This window comes from Streptomyces amritsarensis (assembly GCF_001953875.1).
GTDB classification, from domain to species: domain Bacteria; phylum Actinomycetota; class Actinomycetes; order Streptomycetales; family Streptomycetaceae; genus Streptomyces; species Streptomyces amritsarensis.
In genome coordinates this window covers 39-23,416 of the sequence record NZ_MQUR01000001.1, presented here as the reverse complement: position 1 = coordinate 23,416, position 23,378 = coordinate 39, and the positions used below count along the sequence as shown (strand labels likewise).

The following is a 23,378-nucleotide window of genomic DNA, read 5'->3' as shown; positions in this document are numbered from 1 at the left end:
GAGTCGAGGGTGGAGATCGGTGCGATGGTCATCGCCGCCGTGGGTGTCGTGGGCACCCTGGGCGGGGCGCTGCTCACCCAGCGGGGCGCGGAGCGGGCGAAGCGCCGGGAGATGGAACTCCTGCGCGGTCACGAGGAGATCCGTGACTACCTGGCGCTGCGACGGACCTGCTACGCAGACCTCAACCGGGACGCCCGGCAGTTCACCACCGCCCTCAACCGCCATCTGCACGTCATGCGGGAGCGCGCGGTCGAGGACGCGGACCGGGAGGCGCTCGACGAGGCCAAGGACGCCCAGCGCGACCGCTACTCCGAGGCGCAGATGATCGCGCCGGACGCCGTGCTCGGGCCCGCGAGCGCCGTCAACCACGCCCTGAGCCGGGTCTACGGCCAGGTCAAGCGCCTGGAGCGGGGCGCCCCCGAGGAAGGCGAGACCATGGCCACCGTCTCCCGCGACCAGCAGGAGATCTGGGCCCTGCTGCGGGAGATGCGCGCGGCCATGCGGGCCGACCTCGGGGTGTCGGACGGGTCCGGGCCCGTCAGCGGGTGAGGACGGGGGCGGCGAGGACGGCGTTGCCGCGGCCCTTGCAGCCCTCTTCCACCTTGATGCGCAGCCGCAGGGCGCCCTTGATGTCGAGGGCCTTGGTGACCGGCCTGCCCAGGTGGACCAGTTCGGAGAAGATCGCGGGCTTGTCGTCCACCGAGATGGTCAGCCGCGCCTGTTCCACGGTAGATCCGTCGTCGATCCCGGCGGTGAACTCCAGCGTGGACCACGCCCGGTTGACGTCGTACTCGATGGCCGCACCGTAGTAACAGCTGCCGAGGAGAGCCGCGCCGTACTCCGTGGTGTTCAGCTTGGCGGAGCCCACCTCGAAGTTGTCGACGTTCCCGACCGACGCCAGCACGGTCAGGTCGGCCACGTTGCTGTCCTTGACCGCCCCCGGGGCGTGCGGGCTCGCCGAGCCCTCCGGGCTCGCGGGGGCCTCGGGCGTGGCCCCGTTCAAGGCCCCTGCCGTCGCCCCGGACTGCGACGGGGTGGGCGACGCGGGGGTCGTGGCCGCCCGGGTGCCGTCCCCGCCGGAGCGGCCGTCCCGCGCGGCGTCGGCCTTGTCCTTGTCGCCCAGGAGCTGTACGCCGACCACGGCGAGCACGGCCAGCACCACCACGGCGGCCGCGGAGCCCAGGACCACCGCGGTCCGCTTCCTCCTCGGCTGCGCGGCGGACGGCTGGGGCACGGCCGCCGGCATGCCCGGGCCCTGGTGGTACGCCGCGGCCGGGCCGTATCCGGCGGGCACCGCGTCCGGGACGGCCGCGGGTGGCTGCGCCGCCGTAGCCGCGGGCGCGGGCGCCGACGCCGTGGGCGCGGACGGGGCCGGGTCCGCGAGCGTGGCAGGTGGTGCCGGGGCCGGGTCGGGAGCCGTCGCCGGTGCGGTCGGCACGTACGGCGGCGGCTGCGGCACGGACTGCGCGGGCCGGTCCGGCGGGGTGGCCGGCTGGGGCGGTACGGCGGGCTGTGGTGGCGCGGCCGGCTTCGGCGGGGAGTCCTGCGGGGGCCGCTGCGATGTCGTCGCCGCCGTCGTGGACACTACCGCGCGGCGCAGGTCCTTCATCCACCCGGCCAGGTTCACCGGCCGCCGGGACGGCTCCTCCGCGTAGAGGGCCGTGATCCGGGCCCGCTGCTCGGCGTCCAGCACCGCGATCTGGGGCAGTTCGGCCATCGCCCGGGCCAGCTGCTGCGGAGAGGCCGGCGGGGACTCACCGCTGAGCAGGAAGTACGCGATCGCCCCGAAGGCGTACCGGTCGGTGCCGGGGGTCCGCTTGCCCTCGAACACCTCGGGGGCGGCGTAGCCGGGCGTGAACCAGACCTCGGCCGTCTGGTGGTCGGCGGTCAGCTTGCTGAGGCCGAAGTCAACCAGCGTGGCCTGCCCGTGCGCGTCGACCATCACGTTGCCGGGGGAGAGGTCCCCGTGGACGACCTGCCGCCCGGAGGGCGTGGCCTTCCCCGAGTGCAGCCAGTCCAGCACCTCGGCCAACTGCTCCAGGGTCCGCATGACCTCGCGCCGCTCGGCGGCGGTGGCGAGCGTCCGCTCGGCGCGCCAGTCCCGCAGGTCGAGCCCGTCGATGTGGTTCATGACGAGGACGAGCGCCCGCCCGGTCAGGGTGGACGACTCCCCGGGCCGGTGGATCGGCGGGCCCTCGAAGTGCTCCCGCACCCCCACGACGCCGGGCCGGTGGACGAATCTGAGCAGTTCGGCCTGCTCGTTCCACTTCTGGCTGATGCGGTCGAAGACCTCGGGCGTGATGGTGGTCTTGGAGTCGAGCACCTTGACGACCACGGGCTCCGACCCGCCGGCGAGCTCGATCTCCGCGAGGTACAGCACGGCCTCCCCGCCGCGCCCGATCGACCTGAGCAGGCGGTAGCGGTCCGCTGCCGCGTCCGGCCCGATGTGCAGATTCTGGCTGGTCAATTTCCCCCCAGCGCCGCATGGGTGATGGGCCATCAGTCTTCCGTGGCCGGAATCACGCGGTCAATCGGAACGATCGGTTTGCCGTACCGCGAAGGTGTTCGGCGCAGGACAGGATTCCGTAGCGCACGCTAAAGAATCCGTGTACGGTTCGATACGTAACGACCGCTACAGAATTGAAGAGGTCCAGCCATGCCCGTCACCGCGACGACCGAGACCGCCCCCTACGCCCCCTACGCCCGCACCGTCCGCACCGTCCGCACCGTCCGCACCGGAAGCGGAGGTCCGGGCCTGCTGCTCGCCCACGGGGGCGGCGGCTCCGTCGAGACCAACTTCGGACCGGTCCTGGACGCGCTGGCCGCCGGGTTCAGCGTCGTCGGCGTCGACTATCCGGGGACCGGGGGCACCCCGCGCGCCGACGAGCCGCTCCGACTGGACGACATGGCCGACCAACTGGTCGCCGCCGCCGACGCGGAGGGGCTGGAGAGGTTCGCCGTACTCGGCTACTCGCTCGGCGGGAACGTTGCCGTCCGGGTCGCCGCCCGGCATCCGCAGCGGGTCACCGCGATCGTGCTCACCGCCACCTTCGCGCGGTCCGGCAACTGGCTGGACCTGGTCGGCCGCCTCTGGAAGGAGCTCGCCGAGCGCGGTGAGCGGGAGCTGATGGCCTCGCTCCTGGTGCCGCTCGTACTGAACCCGACAGTCCTGGAAGGCCTCACCCCCGGCGAGGTGGAGCAGGTGGTGCGGGACACCGCCGGCTCGCTCCCGCCCGGCACCGCCGACCACGTCGCGCTGCTCGACGGTGCGGACCTGCGCGCCGAGATCGCGTGCCTCGACGTGCCGGCCCTCGTCGTCGCGACCACCGAGGACCTCCTCGTGCCGCTCGCGCTCCAGCGGGAGCTGGCGGACACCCTGCCGGGCGCGCGGCTCGTGGAACTGCCCACCGGGCACCTCCCGTTCGCCGAGCGCCCGGCCGAATGGGCGGCGCTGGTCACCGACTTCCTCAGCGGCCCCGCGGTGCGCTGAGGAAGGCGAGACGGGCCGGCTTGGCCGGGAGGTAGACCTCGGGCAGGTCGATCTCCGGGAGCACGACCTCCGGGCCGAGGACGAAGCCGGTGCGCTCCAGCCGTGCGATGGCCTTCGTGTTGCGCGCGTCCGGCTCGGCGACCACGCGCCGGGTGGCCGGGTCGGAGAACACGAAGGAGAAGAAGGCCTCCATCAGCCTCGCGCTGAAGCCGGGCTGCGGGGCGCCCTCGCAGGGGCCGATCAGCAGGTGCACGCCGACGTCGCCGGGCAGCACGTCGTAGCACTCGCTGACCCGGTCCTCGGCGCACTCGTACGTTTGGAACAGGGCGACCGGCTCACCCTCGCGGGCGACGATGAAGGCGTGGTGGGTGGTGCGGCGGTCGACGTCCTCGTAGATCTCCCGGACCAGTTCGAGGCTGGCCTCGCCCATGCCCCAGAAGCGGGCCCGCTCCTGCGTGACCCAGCCGTGGATCAGGCCGGCGTCGGCGGCCGGGTCGACCGGGGTGATGGTGACGGTGCCGAAGCCCTCGACGAGGTGCGTGTAGACGGGCTGCCGGGCGGAGAGGGCGGAGGTCATATCGATTCCTTGGTGAGCCGGGCCCAGTCGGTGACGACGGGGACGAGTTCGCAGCGTGCCCACAGGGGGAGCTGGTCGCGGTGGTGGGGGGTTCCGGTGACGCCGTCCGCGCCCAGCGGGACCGCCCACAGGCTGTCCTCGCGGCGGGCCAGGTCCCAGACGTAACGGGCGGCCGACGCGCGGGCGGTGAGGTCGGTGAAGCCGGGCACGGAGGAAGTGGCGTTCACGCAGTCGTGGTCGCCGCCGAGGCCGGGCCACTCGGGAGCGTCCGGGTCGGGGACCGCCTGCCAGGGGGTCAGGCGGTGGACCTCCGCCCACGGGGTGTCGGGGGAGTTCGCCGCTGCCGTCTCCTCCAGGGCGGCGCGGACGTGCGCCGCACGGTCCAGCTCCGGCACGAGGGACGAGGTGAGCAGGCCTTCGAGCGCGTAGCCGATCTTGGGAACGAGGTGGAGCCACGGGTGGAACACCGCCGGTCCGGCGGGCGCCCCTGCCAGGTCCGCGAAGACGGGGTCGGCGGCGAGGCGCCGTACGGTCGCGGTCCGCAGGGCCGAGAAGAGGGTGGCGTCGGTGCTCCCGGCCTCCATCCGCCGGTCCCAGGCCAGCAGCCGGGTCCGCAGCTCCTGCGCGGCCGGCGTCAGCTCCTCGAAGCCGGGGAGCAGGGCGAGCAGCGGCTCGGCCGAAGCCAGGTAGGTGTCCCGGTGTACGTCGGCCATCGCCTTCGGGGACCAGTCGGCGGAGCCGCTGAGCAGTTCGCGGATGCGGTCGGCGCGGTGCGGGGGCGCGAACTCCACGCCGAGCGGGGAGGCGATGCCGCGTGCGTTCGCCATGACGGCGAAGCCCTGTACGGGCTCGGCGGGGGTCGGCGCCCAGCCCTGCCAGGCGTGCTCCGGCTCCCACGCGGGCACGGGGCGCAGCCGGTTGGTGTCGTGGCGCAGCGGCACGGCGCCCGCGACGCGGTGCAGCAGGCCGCCCTCGGTGTCGGCGGCGTGGACGACGTTGACCGGCTCGGCCCAGCCGTCGAGGGCGCGGTCGATATCGGCGACGGTGCGGGCGCGCAGCAGGGCGGGGAGGGTGGCGAAGCCGAGGTCGCGGCGGACGCGGGGCGGATAGCGCAGGGAGAGGGTCCAGGTGCTGCCGTCGGCGCTGCCCGCGGTGCCGGTGCCGGTGCGGGAGTCGGTGGCGGTTGCGGCGTCGGTTGCGGCGCCGGCGCCGGGGTCGCCGTCCGCGTGCACGATCACCGGGCCGCGGGCAGTCTCCAGGATCTCCACCTCGACGTCGTCGCCGCCCGCCACGGCGATGGTCTCCGTGTGGCGCGCGACCGGCTCCCAGACACCGTCCGGGCCGAGCGCCTCGACGGCCGCGCCGTCACCGCCGCGGCGCAGCCGCTCGACGTACAGGTCCTGGTAGTCGGACATCGCGTTGGTGATGGCCCAGGCGGCCGAGCCGGTGTGCCCGAAGTGGGCGAGGCCGGGGACGCCGGGGACGGCGAGGCCCAGGACGTCGTACTCCGGGCAGGACAGGCGGATCTGCTGGTAGACGCCCGGGTCCTCGATGAAGCGGTGCGGGTCGCCCGCGATGATCGCCGCGCCGGTGGTGGTGCGGTCGCCCGGCACCATCCAGCCGTTGCTGCCGGCGATGCGGGGGCCGTCGGTGGCGAAGAGGGTGAGCGTCTCCTCGCCGAGGGCGCGGGCCACGCGCTCGCGCCACAGCTTGGTGGGGAAGCCCGCGAACAGGATGTGCGTGGCGACCCAGATCGCCAGCGGCACCCACGGCTCCCAGGGCGAGGGGGCGAGTCCGGTGCGGGCGAAGCGCTCGTCCCGGGCGGCGCCGGCGGCCATGCCCTCGTTGACGCCGTCCACGTACGCGCGCACCCAGGCCGAAGTCGCGGGGTCGTCGGCCTCCATGGCCTCGTAGCAGAGGCGGGCGGTGTCGGCCAGGCGGCTCTGGCGGGCGAAACGGTCCCAGACGACGGAGTCCGGGCCCAGGAAGGACGCGCTGGAGCCCTCGGCGCGGTGCCGTTCGACCTCCAGCTGCCAGGCGCGGTCGAAAGCGGTGACGCGGCCCTGGGCGCGGGCGAGTTCGAGTTCGTCCGAAGCGCGCAGGTGGGGGATGCCCCAGGGGTCGCGGAAGACGTCGTAGGATTCCGGGGTCGGCCCGTGGGGCTCGTCCGGGGCGCCCGTGTGCGACTCAGGGTCGCTCTCGCTGCTCACACTGCTCACGCTGCTCTCACTCTTCCCCGACATGCGTTTAGGTTAGGCTGCCCTAACTATAAAGGTGTCAGGGGAGGGGTCGGACATGGCGGTCGGCAAGGGTTGGGAGGGTGTGGTCCTCAAGCTCCTGCGGGGCAAGGACTTCACGTTCACGGTGACCGGGGCGGAAGACGTCACGGAACACTACCGCCGGGTGTACTTCACCGACGGCGGACTGCTGGCCGCCGCCGGCGCATCGCTGCACCCGACGATGTGGGTGCGGGTCTGGTTCCAGAACGCGGACAAGCCGCACCAGCGGGCGTACACGCTGGTCGACCCGGACCCCGAGGCCGGCACCTTCTGCTTCGAGTTCGCGCTCCACGACGGCGTCGCCAGCGACTGGGCGCGCGGCGCCCGGCCGGGCGACACCATCGAGGCCACCGTCCAGGGCACCGGATTCACCGCCCCCGCTCCGGCGCCGGAACGCCTGCTGGTCATCGGCGACCCCGCGTCCCTCCCGGCGATCAACTCGCTGCTGGACTCCTTCCCCGAGCTGCCCGCGACCATCTGGTTCGAGACCCAGCACACCTCCGACGAGGAGCTTCCGGTACGCCTGGACGCCGACCGGCACGACCTGCGCCGGGTGCCGCGCGAGGGCACGGCGCTGGCCGACCGGGTCCGGGCCGAGCTGCCCGAGCTGCTCGGGGACCCCGGATCGGCGTATGTCTGGCTGGCCTGCGACACGGCCACGACCCGCACCCTGACGGCCTACCTGCGCAAGGACCTCGGCCTGCCCAAGCAGCGGGTGAACGGCCTGGGCTACTGGCGAGCGGCCTGAGTCGCGGGGCCGGCGCCGGCCTCCCTAGGCGCCGGTCGCCCCGTCGATCGCCTCCCGCAGGAAGTCGGCGTGGCCGTTGTGGCGGGCGTACTCGTGGATGAGGTGGAGCATGACCAGGCGCAGCGAGGCCTCCTCCTCCCAGCGCGGTACGTACGCCGTCACCTCCAGGGACGCGGCGGCCGCCTCGATGCGGCGGGCGTGCGCCACCTCCTCCTGCCAGGCGGTGAACGCCTCGGCGCGGTCGGAGCCGGAGGCGTCGTAGGCGGCCTGGAAGTCGTGGCTGTCCGACCACAGGTGCGGGAGCTCCTCGCCGCCGACGACCCGGCGGAACCAGTGCCGCTCCACCTCGGCCATGTGCCGGACCAGGCCCAGCAGGGACAGCGTGGACGGCGGCATCGAGGCGCGGCGCAGCTGCTCGTCGGTGAGGCCCTCGCACTTCCAGGCGAGGGTGGCCCGGTGGTAGTCGAGGTAGGCCCGGAGGGTTTCGCGTTCGTCCCCGGTCAGGGGCGGGCTGATGCGTTCCATGCCCGCGATCCTGCCTGTCCGCCCCCGGGCCGCGAAACCCTGCCCGGCGCCCTGCCCGGCGCCCTGCCCGGCGCCCTGCCCGGCGCCCTGCCCGGCCGGACGGGCCGGGCCGGACGGGCCGGCCCGCCCGGCCTCAGCCCGCGTCCGGGCCGGGCCGCGTCCAGATGTACGGCACCGTCACGCCCATCACGCCGAAGCCCAGCCGCTCCAGGATCGGGCGGCTGTCGTCCGAGGCGTCCACCTGGAGGTAGGGGATGCCGAACTCCGCCGCCAGGCGCGCGCGGTGGGCGACGAGCGTGCGGTAGATGCCCCGGCCGCGCCACTGCGGGACCGTGCCGCCGCCCCACAGGCCGGCGAAGGCCGAGCCCGGCCGCATCTCCATCCGGGCCGCGCTGACCGGGGTGTCGCCCGCCATCGCTACCACCGCGGCGACGGTCTCCGGCTCGTCGCGCAGCCGGCTCAGCAGTGCCTCGCGGATCCGGGGCCGCTCCGTGCCGAAGGCCCCCGCGTGGGCCTCCATCATCAGGTCGACACCGACCTCGTCCGTCACCACCCGCAGGGTGATTCCCTCCGGCGGCTCCACCGGCAGCTGCGCGAGCTCGGCCGTCCGCCCCACCATCAGCGTCTCCGGCGGCTCCGGTACGAAGCCCGCGGCCCTCAGCCGGTCCCCGAGGTCCGCCGGCCCGTCGTGCGCGTACAGCTTCCACTCGAAGTCCGGGCAGCCGCGCTCCGAGAAGAACGCCACCTGCGCCGCGATCTGCGCATCCGCCGTCCCCTCGTCGAGGTCCGACCACAGGACGCCGTTCCACCCGAGGCCGGGCACGCTCTGCCGGACGACCGGGCCCACCCGCTCCACGAGAGCGTCCCCGCCGTCCGGTCGGGCATCCTCACGCACCTCGGCGTCGTACCGGGCGCGCACCGCCAGCAGCTCATCACGATCCATCGTCATCCGGCCAGCTCACCAGCGTCAGGCCGGCCCCCACAACTGCATTAGCCTCACCAGCGTGAACGACGACCTCACCATCCACACCGGCAAGGCCGGCCCCGACGCCGCCGCCGACCGCGGCTGGCTCCTCGGCCACTTCAAGGACCCGGCCGATCCCCGTCACAGCGAGGACGTGGAGATCAAATGGGGCGTCCACCCCAAGGGCGACGAACGGGAGCGCTGGGCGACCGCCGAGAAGCGCACCGCACTGCTGGTCCTGATCAGCGGACGCTTCCGGCTGGAGTTCCCGGGGCGGACCGTCGTCCTCGCCGAACAGGGCGACTACGTGCTCTGGGGCCGCGGCGTGGACCACTCCTGGTACGCGGAGGAGGACGCGGTCGTCCTCACCGTCCGCTGGCCCTCGATCCCCGGCTACCGGGTGGACGAGCCCGATCACCGCACCGGCGCCCTGTCCCCGGAGACCTCCGGCCGGGCCCCCGCCGGGACCTGAGAGTTCCCACGCACCTCCTGGTCCTCCTGTGATGATGCACACGAAAAGGGCCGACGATCACGAAACGCTGCGATCGTGGAGGTAGCAGACCATCTGGGCCGAACCACGGGGCGACCCCCCAGGCGTCCGGCCGGGCCTTCACGAGTTCACGCGTTCTTTGCGACGGGCTGCCTCCCGGTAAAGATCCGAACCACCAGGGAGCACGTCCGTTGGCAGTCTTCGCGCGGTGGTGCATGCGCCACCGCCTCCTCGCCGTCCTGATCTGGCTGCTCACCCTCGGCGGGACCGCGGCGGCCGCAGTGACCGCCGGAGCGGCGTTCTCCAACAACTACGAGGTCCCCGGCACCGAGTCCGGCAAGGCCAACGACCTCCTGCGCGAAGGCTTCCACGGCCAGGGCGGCGACACCGACACCATCGTGTGGCGGGCCCCGGACCACCACAACGCACGGACCCCGGACATCGAGCAGCGCATGACCCGGGCGCTCGACGCCGTCGCCGCTCTGCCCGGTGTCGGATCGGTCGAAGGCCCTTACGGCCCCGGCCCCGAGAGCGCCGCACGCATCAGCCCCGACGGCCGCACCGCCTACGCCGTGGTGACCTTCGACCAGCCGGCCGACTCCGTACCCAAGGCCCAGGCCAGGGCGGTCGTCGACACCGCGAAGAACCCCACCACCGAGGCCGGCGGACTCCAGGTCGAGCTCGGCGGCCGCGCCATCCAGCTCACCGAGGCCCCCACCGCGCACCTCGCCGAGGTCATAGGCGTCGCCGTCGCGGCCCTCGTCCTCTACCTCGCCTTCGGCTCCCTCGCCGCGAGCCTGCTCCCCATCGCGACCGCCCTCGTCAGCGTCGGCACCGCCTACTTCGGCATCACCCTGCTCGGGCACGCCATGCCGGTCGCCGACTTCGCCCCCATGCTCGGCACCCTCATCGGCCTCGGCGTGGGCATCGACTACGCGCTGTTCATCGTCACCCGCCACCGCAAGGGCCTCGCACGGGGCCTGCCGGTGGAGGAGGCGGCGGCCGGGGCCGTCGCCACCACAGGCCGGGCCGTCCTCTTCGCCGGCGCCACCGTCTGCATCGCACTGCTCGGCATGCTGGTGCTGCGGCTGAACTTCCTCAACGGCGTCGCGATAGCCGCGTGCGTGACGGTCGTCCTGACCGTCGCCGCCTCCGTCACCCTGCTGCCGGCCCTCCTGTCCTACATCGGCATGCGCGCCCTCTCCGGCCGCGAACGCCGAAGGCTCGCCGCCGAGGGCCCGCAGCCCGAGCGCACCTCCGGCTTCGCCGCCCGCTGGTCCGCCTTCGTCGAGCGCCACCCCAAGCTGCTCGGTGCCCTCGCCACCGCCGTCATGGTGGTCCTGGCCCTGCCCACCCTCTCCCTCCACCTGGGCACCTCCGACCAGGGCAACAACCCCGCCGGCTCCACCACCCGGCAGGCCTACGACCTGCTCGCGGAGGGCTTCGGGCCCGGCGCGAACGGCCCGCTCGCCGTCGTCGCCCGCCTGGACGGCGCCGGTGACCGGCTCGCCGTGGACCGGCTCGAGCAGGCGCTCCGTACGACGCCGGGCGTCGCCTCCACCGGCCCCGCCGTCTTCAACCGCAGCGGCGACACGGCCGTCCTGACCGTCATACCGGACTCCGCCCCGCAGTCCAGGGCCACGAGCGACCTCGTCGACACCCTCCGCCAGGACGTCATCCCGCGCGCCGGCCAGGGCAACTCCATGGAGGTCCACGTCGGCGGCGTGACAGCCGCCTACGACGACTTCGCCGAGGTCATCATCGGGAAGCTGCCGCTCTTCGTCTCCGTCGTGATCGCCCTCGGCTGCCTGCTCCTGCTGCTGGCCTTCCGGTCCATCGGCATCCCGCTGAAGGCGGCGGCCATGAACGTCGCAGCCGTCGCCTCCTCCTTCGGCGTCGTGGTCGCGATCTTCCAGTGGGGCTGGGGCAGCGAACGGCTGGGCCTGGGCAGTGCCGGCCCCATCGAACCCTTCCTGCCCGTGATCATGGTGTCCGTCCTCTTCGGGCTCTCCATGGACTACCAGGTCTTCCTCGTCAGCCGCATGTACGAGGAGTGGCTGGAGACCGGCGACAACCGGCGGGCTGTACGCGTCGGCCTCGCCGAGACCAGCCGGGTCATCAACTCGGCCGCCGTCATCATGATCTCCGTCTTCCTCGCCTTCGTGCTCAGCGGCGACCGGATCATCGCGATGTTCGGCATCGCGCTCGCCGCGGCCGTCGCCCTCGACGCCTTCGTGCTGCGCACCCTCCTCGTCCCGGCCCTGATGCACATGCTCGGCGGCGCCAACTGGTGGCTGCCCGCCTGGCTCGACCGGCGGCTGCCCAGGATCAGCATCGAGCCCCCCGAACACCGGCCGCATGCGAAACTTCCGGCACAGCGGTCCGGCGAGGTCCTCACGACGAGCGAGGACGACACCGAGGCCGCCACAGCCTCCCGGTGATCCGGCGAACCGCCGCACGAGACCCAAGGAAGAAGCCGCATGTTCTCGATAGACCTCGCCGAAGGCGCCCAGCTGTTCCCGCTGGAGGCCCGGCACGCCGAGGAGTTCTTCGCGCACATCGAACGCGGACGCGAGTTCATCGGCCGCTACGTCGGCTTCCCCGACCGTTCCCCGGACCTCGACTCCGCCCGGTCCTTCCTGGCCACGTACGCCGTGAAGGCCGGTGAGGACGGTGCCCGCTTCTTCGGCATCCGCCTCGACGGCACCCTCGTGGGCGGCGTCCTCTTCCCCAACTTCGACGCCGCCGCCGGGAACTGCGAGATCGGCTGCTGGCTCGAGCCCGCCGCGGCCGGCCGCGGCCTGGTCACCGAGGCCTGCCGGGTCCTGATCGACTACGCCTTCGGCGAGCGCGGCATGCACCGCGTCGAGTGGCGCGCCGCCACCGGCAACAAGAAGAGCCTCGCCGTCGCCGAACGCCTCGGCATGACCCGCGAGGGCGTCATGCGGGAGAACCACCTCCACCGGGGCGTCCGCCAGGACACCGAGCTGTGGTCGATCCTCGCCCACGAGTGGGCGGCCACCCGCACCTCCTGAGGCACACCGGCCGGGCCCCGCCGGACGCGGGGCCCGATACGGCCACGACCACCGGATTCTCAGAGAACTCTCAGACGCGACCCCTACGGTGCCCCGCATGGACACCACGAAGACCCCCGCCCCGAACGCCGCCGAGGCGGACCCCCAGGTCGACCTCGACAAGAGCGAGACCACCCAGGACGCCGCGGTCGAGGCCAAGGCCGACGCCGACCTCGCCGCGGCGACCGACGCCGACGCCGACTCCGCGCTCAGCGACGCCGACCTCGACGACGACTTCGCCGAGGACCAGGCCGACGCCGAGCAGCCGGGCCATGTGGGCTCCGCGGCCTTCGCGATCGTCTCCGCCGGTCTTTCCGTCGTCGCCCTCAGCGGAAGCTGGGTCGCCGGCATCGTGTCCGAGCGCGCGAGCGTCGCCGCCCGTCTGGAGCTGAGCCAGGCCGCCGACGCCAACGCGCAGATCGCCGCCCAGTTCGTCGACCCCTGGCACACCACCGCCATGGTCAACGGCGTCTTCTCGGCCCTCGCCCTGATCATCGCCACCTTCGTGCTGGCCCTTCCGGCCTTCAGCACCCCCGAGCGCACGCTCCCCACCTGGGTGCGGTCCGTCTCCTGGGCGGGCATCGGCCTGGGAGCCCTCGGCCTCCTCCTCTTCGTCCTCATGTACTTCGACCTCCTCCTGGCCATCCCGAAGGCAGGGGCCGCCTAGGCAGTGCCCTGGGAGCCCGGGGCCCCCCGGCGCCCCGCGCCGGACCAAGGCGCCCGGCCCCAGGCCCCCGGCCCCCGCCGGGCGGGCGCGGCATGCGACCGATGGGCCGGTACCCCCTGCGGCACGCACCTGGGATCACACCGCCGGCGGCGGCTCTTCAGCCCGCCCGGGACCGGTCGGCATGCCGGTCACCGCACCGTCAGGGTCAGGATCCTGTCGTCGCCCGGCTCCGGGGAGCCGCGCCCGTCCGTCTCGCTCGTGACCAGCAGCAGCCGGTCGCCTCCCAGAGCGATGACCGTCCGCAGCCGGCCGTACTCGTCCTGCAGGAAGGCCTCCGGCGCGGCGACCGGCTCCGTCCCGGACAACGGGATCCGCCACAGCCGCGCGCCCCTCAGCCCGGCCATCCATATCGACCCCTCGGCCCAGGCGATCCCGCTCGGCGAGGCCTCGTCCGTCTTCCACACCGCCACCGGATCCCGCATACCCGGCCGGCCCGCCTTGCCCTCGGCGTCGGGCCAGCCGTAGTTCGCGCCGGGCTCGATCAGATTCAGCTCGTCCCAGGTGTTCTGTCCGAACTCGGCCGCCCACAGCCGTTTGTCCTTGTCCCAGGCGAGGCCCTGCACATTGCGGTGCCCGTAGGAGTAGACGACCGAATCGGCCTCCGGATTGCCGTGCACCGGATCCCCGTCCGGAGTCATCCGAAGGATCTTGCCGCCGAGCGACTTCCTGTCCTGGGAGAGACCGGTGACACCGGTCTCTCCCGTCCCCGCGTACAACATCCCGTCCGGGCCGAAGGCGATCCGCCCGCCGTTGTGGATCAGCCCCTTGGGGATCCCCCGGAACACGGTGTCCGGCGCGCCCAGTTGCTGCCCGGCAGGTCTCTGCTCGTCGTAGCGCAGCCGTGCGATGCGGTTGTCGGACGCGGTCGTGAAGTAGGCGTACACCAGACGGTCCGCGGCGAAGTCCGGCGACAGCGCGAGCCCCAGCAGCCCGCCCTCGCCGCCCGGCTCCACCCCCGGGACCTCGCCGATCTGCGTCACCGCGCCCGACCCGGCCGCGATCCGGCTGATCGTCCCCTTGTCCCGGGAGGCGACCAGCAGGTCACCTCCCGGCAGCGGGGCCACGCCCCAGGGCGACTGGAGGTCCTTGGCGGCCTCGCCGGTGACCGTCACCGCCCCCTTCGCGGGCGGCCCGGACGCAGGCGGCGAGGCGGTCCCGCTCCCCGAGGGGCCCGGTGACCCGGACCCCGCCGCGCTCGCGCCCGGCGGGGAACCACCCCGCCCGGTGGCCGGGGCCCCCTCCGGGGAGCATCCCGCCACCAGCAGCGCACCGCACCCGGCCAGCGCGACCGCCGCCAGCACGCTCGGGCGCCGCGCGCCCCGCCCCTCGAACCCCGCCTGCCCGGGAGAACTTCCGTATCGCATCGCCCTGCTCCCTTCCGGTCCTCCGATCCTGCCCTTCACCCGTCTCAACAGGCCGGGCAGCTCCCGAAGTTCCACCACTCGTACACCCGATCGAGTGGTTTGGGCGGTCAGTCCCAGGCTCCCACGTCGACCGGAAGGTCCGCGATCTCCGCCAGGTCCCCGGCCGTGAGCCGCAGCTGCGCCGCCCGTGCGTTCTCCACCGCCCAGTGCGCCCGGTCCGCGCCGGGCACCGGCACCACCTGCGGCCCCTGCGCCAGCACCCAGGCCAGGGCCACCTGCGCGACCGTGACCTCGGGCCCGTGCCGCCGCGCCACCCGCCGCAGGCCCGCCACCAGCACCTGGTTCGAAGCCATCGCCTCCGCTGTGAACCGCGGGTGCCGGGCCCGGACGTCCTGCGGCTCGAAGCCCTGGCCCGGCGTCAGCGTCCCGGTCAGGAAACCGCTGCCCAGCGGCATGGCGGCCAGGAAACCCACCCCGCGCGCGGCGCACCACGGCAACAGCTGCCGCGCCGCCCCGGGCGACCACACCGACAGCTCCGCCTGCACCGCGCTCACCGGGAAGACCTGCTGGAGCCGCTCCAGGTGCCGCAGCGTCGTCCGGTAGCCGCGGTCGCCGCGGCGCCCCGCCCCCGGGCCGGCCCCGGCCCCCAGCGCGCAGAAGCCGAGCGCCCGCACCTTCCCCGCGCTCACCAGCTCCGCCATGGCCCCCCACGTCTCCTCCACCGGAACCTCCGGGTCCACCCGGTGCAGCTGGTAGAGGTCTATGACGTCCGTGCGCAGCCGCCGTAGCGAGGCGTCGCACGCCCGCCGCAGGTAGCCGGGCCTGCCGTCGGCCACCACGTGCTGGTCGCCGGCCCGCAGCCCGACCTTGGCCGACACGAACGCGTCGGACCGCCGCTCCCGCAGCACCCGCCCCAGCAGCAGCTCGTTGGTGAACGGCCCGTACACATCGGCCGTGTCGAGCAGGTTCGACCCCAGGTCCAGCGCCGCGTGCACGGCGGCCAGGGATTCATGCCCCCGCCGCCGCGAAGGCGCGTACGCCCAGCTCATCGGCATACAGCCGAGGCCGACTGCGCCCACGCTCAGCGCCCCTGCCCCGATCGACCTGCGCTCCACCCCTGCGTCCCCCTCCACTTCGGCCACCAAACTAACGGCTTGATCAAGACGGCTTGGCATAGCCTCGTGATCATGACTGCAACGCCCGGGGACGTCTGGCTCCCCTTTCCCGCCGAAGAGGTCGCCGGCCTCCCCGACTCCTTCCGGTACCGCCAGTGGGACGGAGAGGACGCCTTCCCGGCCGATCCGGCCGACTGCGTCTTCTACGCGGCCCCCTACATGAAGTCCGCCGCCGTCACCGTGCGCCCGCTCGCCGCGATGCCGGCCGTCCGGGTCGTCCAGACCCTGACGGCCGGCATCGACGACGTGCTCGGCCGCCTCGGAGACCTGCGCCCCGGCGTACGGCTGTGCAACGCCGCAGGGGTCCACACGGCCAGCACCGCCGAGCTGGCCCTCGCGCTGACCCTCGCCTCCCTGCGCGGCATCCCCGGCATGGTCCGCGGGCAGGACCGCGAGGAGTGGCGCTCCGGCTTCTACGACGCCCTCGCCGACAAGTCAGTTCTGATCATCGGCTACGGATCGATCGGTTCGGCCATCGAGGACCGGCTCGTGCCCTTCGAGTGCGAACGGATCGACCGCGTGGCCCGTTCGCCGCGGACCGCCGCCCGGGGCCCGGTGCACGCCATCGCCGATCTGCCCCGGCTCCTGCCGCGGGCCGACGTGGTGATCCTCGTGACCCCCCTCACCGACGCCACCCGCGCTCTTGCGGGCGCCGAGTTCCTCGGTCGGATGAAGGACGGGGCCCTGCTGGTGAACGTGTCGCGCGGACCCGTCGTCGACACCAAGTCCCTGCTGGCAGAGGTGGAGTCGGGCCGGCTGCGCGCGGCCCTCGACGTCACCGATCCGGAACCGCTGCCCCCCGGCCACCCGCTCTGGCACGCGCCGAACGTCCTGATCACGCCGCATGTCGGCGGCAGCAGCTCGGCGTTCGAGCCGCGCGCCAAGCGGCTGCTGGCCCGCCAGCTCACCCGCTTCGCCGCCGGGGAGCCCGTGGAGCACACCGTACTGATCACGGAATGACCCCCGGCCCGTGTACCCTCCGCAGTCACCCGAACGCGATAGGTTGCGACAACTCCCCGTCCGGTAACGGAGCGTAGAGCAACTATGTCCCTGAGTGACGAAAGTGGTGTATCGTCCGGAAGAAGGGGCTGCGCCACGAACGTCTGGCGCTGGGGAGTGATCGGACACTTTGGGGGGCGACGGGCGATGCACGGCCAATGGACGAAGGATCCGATGCGGCACAGCCGCCGGAGGCGGCGCTGCCGAGACTGGACCGCGCCGGAACCAGCCGGCGAGGGGGACCGGTGAGCACCCCGGGGGCGGCGCTCCTGGACCGGCCGTCCGTCTCGGGCGGAGGCAGGGGCCTGGCGATGCAGCTGATCCTCGCGGTCGTCAGCGGCGGGTACGCCGTCGGCGCCGCCCTCAACTGGGGGTCCGAGGAAGTCGCTGAGATCATGGGCGACTTCGGGCTCAGCGCGGCCGGTCTGCTCGCCGCCGTCTCCTGCTACACCTACGCACGGACGATCGACAGCCGGGAGCGCCCCGCCTGGCTGCTCTTCGCCTTCTCCTCCCTCATGGGCGCCTGCGGCAACGCCGTCTGGGGCTGGTACGAGGTGGTCCTCGGCCAGGACGTGCCGAAGCCCTCGGTGGCCGACTTCGCGTTCCTCTGCTTCGCCCCGCCCGCCATCGTGGGCCTGCTCGTCCTCGCCAAACGCCCGGTCACCCGCGCCGGCTGGGTGTGCCTGGGGCTCGACTCCTGGCTCATCGGCGGCTCCCTCCTCACCCTGTCCTGGAGCCTGGCCCTGGCCCACGCCGCGCGCACCGCGCAGTCCGGCGCCCCCGGCAGCGTCCCGCGCGCCGCGCTCTCCCTCGCCTACCCCCTGCTCGACATCGCGCTCGTCTCGATGGTCCTCGTCCTGCACTTCCGGCGCAGCGAGACCAACCGCTCCGCCGTCAACACCGCCATCGCGGCGCTGGCCCTGACCGTCCTCAGCGACGCCCTGTTCACCTCGCCCCTGCTGAGCGCCGAGTACCAGTCCGGGCAGCTGCTCGACGCCGGCTGGTTCGCCGGCTCGCTGCTGCTCGCGTACGCGCCCTGGGGCGCCCGGCGCATCCACCACAGCCCGGTGCCGGCCGGGCACCCGCGCCGGGACCGGCCGCACAGCCGCCCGATCACCGGATCACTGCCCGCCCTCACGCCGTACCTCGCGGCCGCCGTGTGCACCCTCGGCATCCTCTACAACGTCGTGGACGGCCGGAAGGTCGACAGGATGGTCGTCTTCACCGGCTGCACCGTCGTGCTCGCCCTCGTCATCCGGCAGGGCATCATGCTGCTCGACAACATCGCGCTGACCCAGGAACTGGCCCAGAAGGAGAACCACTTCCGCTCCCTGGTCCAGGGCTCCAGCGACGTCATCATGATCGCCGCACCCACCGGGACCCTGCGCTACGTCAGCCCGGCCGCCGCCGGGGTCTACGGCCGCGAGGCGGAGGAGCTGGTCGGCACCGAACTGGCCGCCCTCATCCACCCCGACGACCTCGGCAGGGTGGTCCACGAGGTACGCCGCTTCCTCGCCGCACCCCCCGCCGAGGAGCCCACCACCCGCATCGAATGCCGCTTCAAGTCGGGCGGCGGCGAGTGGCTGAACGTGGAATCCACCGTCAACCGCCACCAGGGCGGCCTCATCCTCAACAGCCGCGACGTCACCGAGCGCGTCCGGCTCCAGGCCCAGCTCCAGCACAGCGCCGAGCACGACCCGCTGACCGACCTGCCCAACCGGGCCCTCTTCACCCGGCGCGTGCGCCAGGCCCTGGCGGGCCGCCGTGCGGGCGACCACAGCACCGCCGTGCTCTTCATCGACCTCGACGGCTTCAAGGCGGTCAACGACACCATCGGCCACCAGGCCGGCGACGAACTGCTCATCGAGGCCGCCCGCAGGCTCCAGGACTCCGTCCGGGCCGGGGACACCGCCGCCCGGCTCGGCGGCGACGAGTTCGCCGCGCTGATCCTGGGCGACGGCAGCCGCGACCGCAGCGCCCGCGAGTACCAGGTCCGCGAGATCGCCGACCGGCTGCGCGCCAAGCTCTCCCAGCCCTACCGGATCGGCGGCAGCGAGGTACGGGTGGCCGCCAGCATCGGCGTGGCCTTCGCCGACCCCGGGATCACCCCTTCGGACCTGATGCGCAACGCGGACCTGGCGATGTACCGGGCCAAGGCGGGCGGCAAGGACCGCGTCGAGACCTACGCCCCGCAGATGCAGGCCGAGGTCGTGCGCAAGGCCGAGCTGGCGGGCCGCCTGCGCACCGCACTGCACGAGGGCGAGTTCGCGCTGCTGCACCAGCCCGTGGTCTCGCTGTCCACCGGCGAGGTCGCAGCCGTCGCCGCCCAGGCCCGATGGCGTTCCGCCCAGGGGATCCTCTTCACGCCGGCCGAGTTCCTCCGGGTGGCCGAGTACAGCGAGAGCGCGGCGGGCGGCGGCGGAGCTGCCGGCGCGGGCCCGGACGCCTCGCGCACCGCCGAGCTGGGGCGCTGGCTGCTGGAGGCGGCCGTCGAGCAGGCCGCCGACCGGCACCGGGCCGGGCACGACGTGCCCGTGGCTGTGCGGATGACCGCCCAGCGGCTGCTGGACAGCGCCATGCCCCTCGGCTCCGTGGAAGCCCTGCTCACCCGGCACGGCCTGCCCTCCGGGGCCCTGGTGCTGGAGCTCGCCGTGTCCGACCCCAGAGTGCCCTTCGACGACCTGGAGCGGCGCCTGGCGGCCCTGCACCGCCTCGGGGTGGGAATCGCCCTCGACGGCTTCGGCAGCGGCTACGCGGCCATCAGCGCCCTGCGCCGCCTCCCGGTGGACATGCTCAAGCTGGACCGCGGCCTGGTGGAGGGAGTGGTCGAGTCCGCCCGCCTGCACAAGATCACAGCCGGGCTCTTGCGGATCGCAAACGACCTGGGCATGCGCTCGGTGGCCGACGGGGTGGACCTGCCCGAGCAGGTGGCCGCGCTCCGCGCGATGGGATGCACACACGGCCAGGGGATGGCGTTTTCCGGCCCGCTCGACGAGTACAGGCTGCGGCGCGCGCTGGTGCGCGGTACGTTCCCAGTACCGGGCGGAGCGGCCCAGCCCGCACTGGCGGGCGGCTCCTCCGGGGGCTCGATGGTCATCCGCAGAGGCTCACATAATGAGACGCCCGTCCCACCTACTTGACATCACCCTCCCGCCAGAGGGAGGGTCAATGCCATGCGCACCCGAATTCTCGTACTTGGAAAGCGCGTCGGCTGAAGCTGGGGCCTGCATGTCCCCGCTCAACACACCCGACGCGCTCCCCTCGCTTGCCTCCTGGCACGAGGGGTTTTTTGTTGCACTGGCACAGAGTCGAATCCGCGTAGAACCCTCAGCTTCGAGAAGAGAATGCCGATGACCGAGCAGGCCACCGGGGCCCACCATCCGCAGCCGCGGCCCCGTTCCGGCGGACAGCAGTCCGCCGCAGTTGAGCACGTCACGGGTGCGCAGTCCCTCATCCGCTCTCTCGAAGAGGTGGGGTGCGACACCGTCTTCGGGATTCCGGGAGGCGCCATCCTCCCCGCGTACGACCCGATGATGGACTCCAAGAAGGTCCGTCACATCCTGGTCCGCCACGAGCAGGGGGCCGGCCACGCCGCCACCGGCTACGCCCAGGCCACCGGCAAGGTCGGCGTCTGTATGGCCACGTCCGGTCCGGGCGCCACCAACCTCGTCACCCCGATCGCCGACGCGCACATGGACTCCGTCCCGCTCGTCGCGATCACCGGCCAGGTCTCCTCCAAGGCGATCGGCACCGACGCCTTCCAGGAGGCGGACATCGTCGGCATCACCATGCCGATCACCAAGCACAACTTCCTGGTCACCAAGGCCGAGGACATCCCGAAGACGATCGCCGAGGCGTTCCACATCGCCTCCACCGGCCGTCCCGGCCCGGTCCTGGTGGACATCGCCAAGGACGCCCTGCAGGCGAAGACCACCTTCTCGTGGCCGCCCTCCCAGGACCTCCCCGGCTACCGCCCGGTCACCAAGCCGCACGCCAAGCAGATCCGCGAGGCCGCCAAGCTCATCTGCCAGGCCAAGCGCCCCGTCCTGTACGTCGGCGGCGGCGTCATGAAGTCCGGCGCGACCGCCGAGCTGAAGGTCCTCGCCGAGCTGACCGGCGTCCCGGTCTGCACCACCCTGATGGCGCTGGGCTCCTTCCCCGACAGCCACCCGCTGCACGTCGGCATGCCCGGCATGCACGGCAGCGTCACCGGCGTCACGGCGCTCCAGAAGTCGGACCTGCTGATCGCGCTCGGCACCCGCTTCGACGACCGCGTCACCGGCAAGCTGGACAGCTTCGCCCCCTTCGCCAAGATCATCCACGCGGACATCGATCCGGCCGAGATCGGCAAGAACCGCGCCGTCGACGTCCCGATCGTCGGTGACGCCCGCGAGGTCATCGCCGACCTGATCCAGGCGGTCCAGGCCGAGCACACCGAGGGCAACCCCGGCGACTACACCGCATGGTGGAACGACCTCAACCGCTGGCGCGAGACGTACCCGCTGGGCTACGACCTGCCCGAGGACGGCAGCCTCTCCCCGCAGCAGGTCATCGAGCGGATCGGCGCGCTCGCGCCGAAGGGCACGGTCTTCGCGGCCGGCGTCGGCCAGCACCAGATGTGGGCCTCCCACTTCGTCAAGTACGAGGAGCCCCGCACCTGGCTGAACTCCGGCGGCGCCGGAACCATGGGCTACGCGGTCCCGGCCGCGATGGGCGCCAAGGTCGGCATGCCCGAGCGCACGGTCTGGGCGATCGACGGCGACGGCTGCTTCCAGATGACCAATCAGGAACTGGTCACCTGCGCCCTGAACAACATCCCGATCAAGGTCGCGATCATCAACAACGGTGCGCTCGGCATGGTGCGCCAGTGGCAGACGCTGTTCTACAACCAGCGCTACTCCAACACCGTCCTGCACGCCGACGAGACCGGTCACGACACGGTCGGCTCCCAGCTCGGCGAGTCCACCGCGCCCCGCAAGGGCACGCGCGTCCCGGACTTCGTCAAGCTCTCCGAGGCGATGGGCTGCGTGGCGCTGCGCTGCGAGGACCCCGCCGACCTGGACAAGGTCATCGCCGAGGCCAACGCGATCAACGACCGCACCGTCGTCATCGACTTCATCGTCCACGAGGACGCCATGGTGTGGCCGATGGTCGCCGCCGGCACCTCCAACGACGAGGTCATGGCAGCCCGGGGCGTCCGTCCCGACTTCGGCGACAACGAAGACGACTGAGCCGAGAGAGCCTGAGAGAGAGAACGCCTCACATGTCCAAGCACACGCTCTCCGTCCTGGTCGAGAACACGCCCGGCATCCTCGCCCGGATCGCCGCCCTGTTCTCCCGCCGCGGGTTCAACATCGACTCCCTCGCGGTCGGCGTCACCGAGCACCCCGACATCTCCCGCATCACCATCGTCGTCAACGTCGAGGACCTCCCGCTGGAGCAGGTGACCAAGCAGCTCAACAAGCTGGTCAACGTGCTCAAGATCGTCGAGCTGGAGCAGCACAACGCCATCGAGCGCGAACTCGTCCTGGTGAAGGTCCGCGCCGACAACGAGACCCGCTCGCAGATCGTCGAGATCGTCCAGCTGTTCCGCGCCAAGACGGTCGACGTCTCCCCGGAGGCCGTCACCATCGAGGCGACCGGCGGCTCCGACAAGCTCGGCGCGATGCTCAAGATGCTGGAGCCCTTCGGCATCAAGGAACTCGTGCAGTCCGGCACGATCGCCATAGGGCGCGGCGGACGGTCCATCACGGACCGCAGCCTGCGCGCGCTCGACCGCAGCGCCTGACCCGGCCGGCCCCGGCTGCCGCGGCACAGCAGGCGCCGAGGCCGCGGCAGACACGCTCGGCCCGCATAGCGAGACCGACAAACTCAGATTCCGTTCCCCGCCGTACGGTGGGAGCAACACCAGCGCACCAAGGAGATATCCCAGTGGCCGAGCTGTTCTACGAGAACGACGCCGACCTGTCCATCATCCAGGGCCGCAAGGTCGCGGTCATCGGTTACGGCAGCCAGGGCCACGCCCACGCGCTGTCGCTCCGTGACTCCGGCGTCGACGTCGTCGTCGGCCTGAAGGAGGGCTCGAAGTCCAAGGCCAAGGCCGAGGAGCAGGGCCTGAAGGTCGTCCCCGTGGCCGAGGCCGCCGAGTGGGCGAACGTCATCATGATCCTCACCCCGGACCCGCTGCAGGCCGAGATCTACGAGGAGTCCATCAAGGACCACCTCAAGGAGGGCGACGCGCTCTTCTTCGGCCACGGCTTCAACGTCCGCTACGGCTTCATCAAGCCCCCCACCAACGTGGACGTCGCGCTGGTCGCCCCGAAGGGTCCGGGCCACCTGGTCCGCCGCCAGTACGAGGAGGGCCGCGGCGTTCCGTGCATCGCCGCCGTCGAGCAGGATGCCACCGGCAAGGCCTTCGACCTGGCGCTCTCCTACGCGGCCGGCATCGGCGGCACCCGCGCCGGCGTCATCAAGACCACCTTCACCGAGGAGACCGAGACCGACCTGTTCGGTGAGCAGGCCGTCCTCTGCGGTGGCGCGTCCGCGCTGGTCAAGGCCGGTTTCGAGACCCTCACCGAGGCGGGCTACCAGCCGGAGATCGCCTACTTCGAGTGCCTGCACGAGCTGAAGCTCATCGTCGACCTCATGTACGAGGGCGGCCTGGAGAAGATGCGCTGGTCGGTCTCCGAGACCGCCGAGTGGGGCGACTACATCACCGGCCCGCGCGTCATCACCGACGCCACCAAGGCCGAGATGAAGAAGGTCCTCGAGGAGATCCAGAGCGGCAAGTTCGCCGAGGAGTGGATGGCCGAGTACAAGGCCGGTCTGCCGAAGTACAACGAGTACAAGAAGGCCGACTCCGAGCACCTGCTCGAGACCACCGGCAAGAAGCTGCGCAAGCTGATGAGCTGGGTCGACAGCGACGAGAGCTGATCTCGCCGCGGCGGGGCCGGGACGGTAGGGTCC

19 protein-coding genes are annotated in these 23,378 nt (G+C 72.6%); 12 read left to right on the top strand and 7 right to left on the bottom strand.

The window, feature by feature from the left end; all coding sequences use genetic code 11:
* The first annotated feature begins 9 nt into the window (after positions 1 to 9).
* Complete coding sequence (locus tag AVW11_RS00095) at positions 10 to 549, top strand: hypothetical protein (RefSeq protein ID WP_076042858.1); 540 nt, start codon at positions 10 to 12, stop codon at positions 547 to 549.
* On the opposite strand, the gene AVW11_RS37285 is transcribed toward AVW11_RS00095, so the two are convergent.
* A complete protein-coding gene (locus AVW11_RS37285) occupies positions 539 to 2,467 on the bottom strand; it encodes a protein kinase domain-containing protein (protein ID WP_240528088.1) in 1,929 nt (642 codons plus the stop codon). The genes AVW11_RS00095 and AVW11_RS37285 overlap by 11 nt on opposite strands.
* A gap of 189 nt (positions 2,468 to 2,656) precedes the next feature.
* Here AVW11_RS37285 and AVW11_RS00085 point away from each other — a divergent pair, with 189 nt between their 5' ends.
* A complete protein-coding gene (locus AVW11_RS00085; protein WP_076042856.1) occupies positions 2,657 to 3,490 on the top strand; it encodes an alpha/beta fold hydrolase in 834 nt (277 codons plus the stop codon).
* Here the strand turns inward: AVW11_RS00085 and AVW11_RS00080 are convergent.
* Complete coding sequence (locus AVW11_RS00080) at positions 3,468 to 4,067, bottom strand: GNAT family N-acetyltransferase (protein ID WP_076042855.1); 600 nt, start codon at positions 4,065 to 4,067, stop codon at positions 3,468 to 3,470. The two genes, AVW11_RS00085 and AVW11_RS00080, sit on opposite strands and share 23 nt — an antisense overlap.
* On the bottom strand, positions 4,064 to 6,310 hold the full coding sequence (locus AVW11_RS00075) for a penicillin acylase family protein (protein ID WP_079250454.1): 2,247 nt from the start codon (positions 6,308 to 6,310) through the stop codon (positions 4,064 to 4,066). Before AVW11_RS00075 ends, AVW11_RS00080 begins: the two co-directional genes overlap by 4 nt.
* 52 nt (positions 6,311 to 6,362) lie before the next feature.
* Between AVW11_RS00075 and AVW11_RS00070 the strand changes: the two genes are divergently transcribed.
* Positions 6,363 to 7,094, top strand: a complete 732-nt coding sequence (locus AVW11_RS00070; RefSeq protein ID WP_060176842.1) for a siderophore-interacting protein — start codon at positions 6,363 to 6,365, stop codon at positions 7,092 to 7,094.
* A 24-nt stretch (positions 7,095 to 7,118) separates the two neighbouring features.
* On the opposite strand, the gene AVW11_RS00065 is transcribed toward AVW11_RS00070, so the two are convergent.
* Together AVW11_RS00065 and AVW11_RS00060 are read right to left on the bottom strand one after the other, a co-directional pair.
* A complete protein-coding gene (locus AVW11_RS00065; protein ID WP_076042853.1) occupies positions 7,119 to 7,619 on the bottom strand; it encodes a DinB family protein in 501 nt (166 codons plus the stop codon).
* A gap of 133 nt (positions 7,620 to 7,752) precedes the next feature.
* On the bottom strand, positions 7,753 to 8,562 hold the full coding sequence (locus AVW11_RS00060; RefSeq protein WP_076042915.1) for a GNAT family N-acetyltransferase: 810 nt from the start codon (positions 8,560 to 8,562) through the stop codon (positions 7,753 to 7,755).
* A gap of 61 nt (positions 8,563 to 8,623) precedes the next feature.
* Here AVW11_RS00060 and AVW11_RS00055 point away from each other — a divergent pair, with 61 nt between their 5' ends.
* The 4 genes from AVW11_RS00055 to AVW11_RS00040 all read left to right on the top strand — a co-directional run bounded on the left by AVW11_RS00055 (position 8,624) and on the right by AVW11_RS00040 (position 12,814).
* Positions 8,624 to 9,055: a cupin domain-containing protein gene (locus tag AVW11_RS00055; protein WP_076042852.1), complete on the top strand. Its 432-nt coding sequence runs from the start codon at positions 8,624 to 8,626 to the stop codon at positions 9,053 to 9,055.
* 209 nt (positions 9,056 to 9,264) lie between these two features.
* On the top strand, positions 9,265 to 11,514 hold the full coding sequence (locus tag AVW11_RS00050) for an MMPL family transporter (protein WP_076042851.1): 2,250 nt from the start codon (positions 9,265 to 9,267) through the stop codon (positions 11,512 to 11,514).
* A gap of 39 nt (positions 11,515 to 11,553) precedes the next feature.
* Positions 11,554 to 12,108 (top strand): GNAT family N-acetyltransferase, encoded by a 555-nt coding sequence (locus AVW11_RS00045; protein ID WP_030846877.1) that lies wholly within the window; start codon positions 11,554 to 11,556, stop codon positions 12,106 to 12,108.
* Positions 12,109 to 12,205: 97 nt separating this feature from the next.
* On the top strand, positions 12,206 to 12,814 hold the full coding sequence (locus AVW11_RS00040) for a hypothetical protein (protein WP_076042850.1): 609 nt from the start codon (positions 12,206 to 12,208) through the stop codon (positions 12,812 to 12,814).
* A 188-nt stretch (positions 12,815 to 13,002) separates the two neighbouring features.
* On the opposite strand, the gene AVW11_RS00035 is transcribed toward AVW11_RS00040, so the two are convergent.
* Positions 13,003 to 14,238 (bottom strand): PQQ-dependent sugar dehydrogenase, encoded by a 1,236-nt coding sequence (locus tag AVW11_RS00035; RefSeq protein WP_079250453.1) that lies wholly within the window; start codon positions 14,236 to 14,238, stop codon positions 13,003 to 13,005.
* A gap of 107 nt (positions 14,239 to 14,345) precedes the next feature.
* Positions 14,346 to 15,353: an aldo/keto reductase gene (locus tag AVW11_RS00030; RefSeq protein ID WP_030846891.1), complete on the bottom strand. Its 1,008-nt coding sequence runs from the start codon at positions 15,351 to 15,353 to the stop codon at positions 14,346 to 14,348.
* Between the two features lie 72 nt (positions 15,354 to 15,425).
* Here AVW11_RS00030 and AVW11_RS00025 point away from each other — a divergent pair, with 72 nt between their 5' ends.
* The 5 genes from AVW11_RS00025 to ilvC all read left to right on the top strand — a co-directional run bounded on the left by AVW11_RS00025 (position 15,426) and on the right by ilvC (position 23,345).
* Positions 15,426 to 16,373, top strand: a complete 948-nt coding sequence (locus tag AVW11_RS00025) for a 2-hydroxyacid dehydrogenase (RefSeq protein ID WP_030846893.1) — start codon at positions 15,426 to 15,428, stop codon at positions 16,371 to 16,373.
* A 284-nt stretch (positions 16,374 to 16,657) separates the two neighbouring features.
* On the top strand, positions 16,658 to 19,552 hold the full coding sequence (locus AVW11_RS00020) for a putative bifunctional diguanylate cyclase/phosphodiesterase (RefSeq protein WP_420856351.1): 2,895 nt from the start codon (positions 16,658 to 16,660) through the stop codon (positions 19,550 to 19,552).
* Between the two features lie 204 nt (positions 19,553 to 19,756).
* Entirely contained in the window at positions 19,757 to 21,643 is a 1,887-nt protein-coding gene (locus tag AVW11_RS00015; protein ID WP_030846899.1) for an acetolactate synthase large subunit, read from the top strand.
* A gap of 32 nt (positions 21,644 to 21,675) precedes the next feature.
* Entirely contained in the window at positions 21,676 to 22,200 is a 525-nt protein-coding gene (gene ilvN, locus AVW11_RS00010) for an acetolactate synthase small subunit (RefSeq protein WP_030846902.1), read from the top strand.
* A gap of 143 nt (positions 22,201 to 22,343) precedes the next feature.
* Complete coding sequence (ilvC, locus tag AVW11_RS00005; RefSeq protein WP_037928172.1) at positions 22,344 to 23,345, top strand: ketol-acid reductoisomerase; 1,002 nt, start codon at positions 22,344 to 22,346, stop codon at positions 23,343 to 23,345.
* Positions 23,346 to 23,378 lie beyond the last annotated feature (33 nt).

What these genes read in the sequence shown, in the direction of transcription:
- AVW11_RS00070 (WP_060176842.1), top strand. Translation starts at nt 6,363, where the DNA reads ATGGCGGTCGGCAAGGGTTGGGAGGGTGTGGTCCTCAAGCTCCTGCGG.
- AVW11_RS00085 (WP_076042856.1), top strand. Translation starts at nt 2,657, where the DNA reads ATGCCCGTCACCGCGACGACCGAGACCGCCCCCTACGCCCCCTACGCC.
- AVW11_RS00025 (WP_030846893.1), top strand. Translation starts at nt 15,426, where the DNA reads ATGACTGCAACGCCCGGGGACGTCTGGCTCCCCTTTCCCGCCGAAGAG.
- ilvN (WP_030846902.1), top strand. Translation starts at nt 21,676, where the DNA reads ATGTCCAAGCACACGCTCTCCGTCCTGGTCGAGAACACGCCCGGCATC.
- AVW11_RS00080 (WP_076042855.1), bottom strand. Translation starts at nt 4,067, where the DNA reads ATGACCTCCGCCCTCTCCGCCCGGCAGCCCGTCTACACGCACCTCGTC.
- AVW11_RS00035 (WP_079250453.1), bottom strand. Translation starts at nt 14,238, where the DNA reads ATGCGATACGGAAGTTCTCCCGGGCAGGCGGGGTTCGAGGGGCGGGGC.
- AVW11_RS00045 (WP_030846877.1), top strand. Translation starts at nt 11,554, where the DNA reads ATGTTCTCGATAGACCTCGCCGAAGGCGCCCAGCTGTTCCCGCTGGAG.
- AVW11_RS00015 (WP_030846899.1), top strand. Translation starts at nt 19,757, where the DNA reads ATGCCGATGACCGAGCAGGCCACCGGGGCCCACCATCCGCAGCCGCGG.
- AVW11_RS00075 (WP_079250454.1), bottom strand. Translation starts at nt 6,310, where the DNA reads ATGTCGGGGAAGAGTGAGAGCAGCGTGAGCAGTGTGAGCAGCGAGAGC.
- AVW11_RS00065 (WP_076042853.1), bottom strand. Translation starts at nt 7,619, where the DNA reads ATGGAACGCATCAGCCCGCCCCTGACCGGGGACGAACGCGAAACCCTC.
- AVW11_RS00060 (WP_076042915.1), bottom strand. Translation starts at nt 8,562, where the DNA reads ATGGATCGTGATGAGCTGCTGGCGGTGCGCGCCCGGTACGACGCCGAG.
- AVW11_RS00040 (WP_076042850.1), top strand. Translation starts at nt 12,206, where the DNA reads ATGGACACCACGAAGACCCCCGCCCCGAACGCCGCCGAGGCGGACCCC.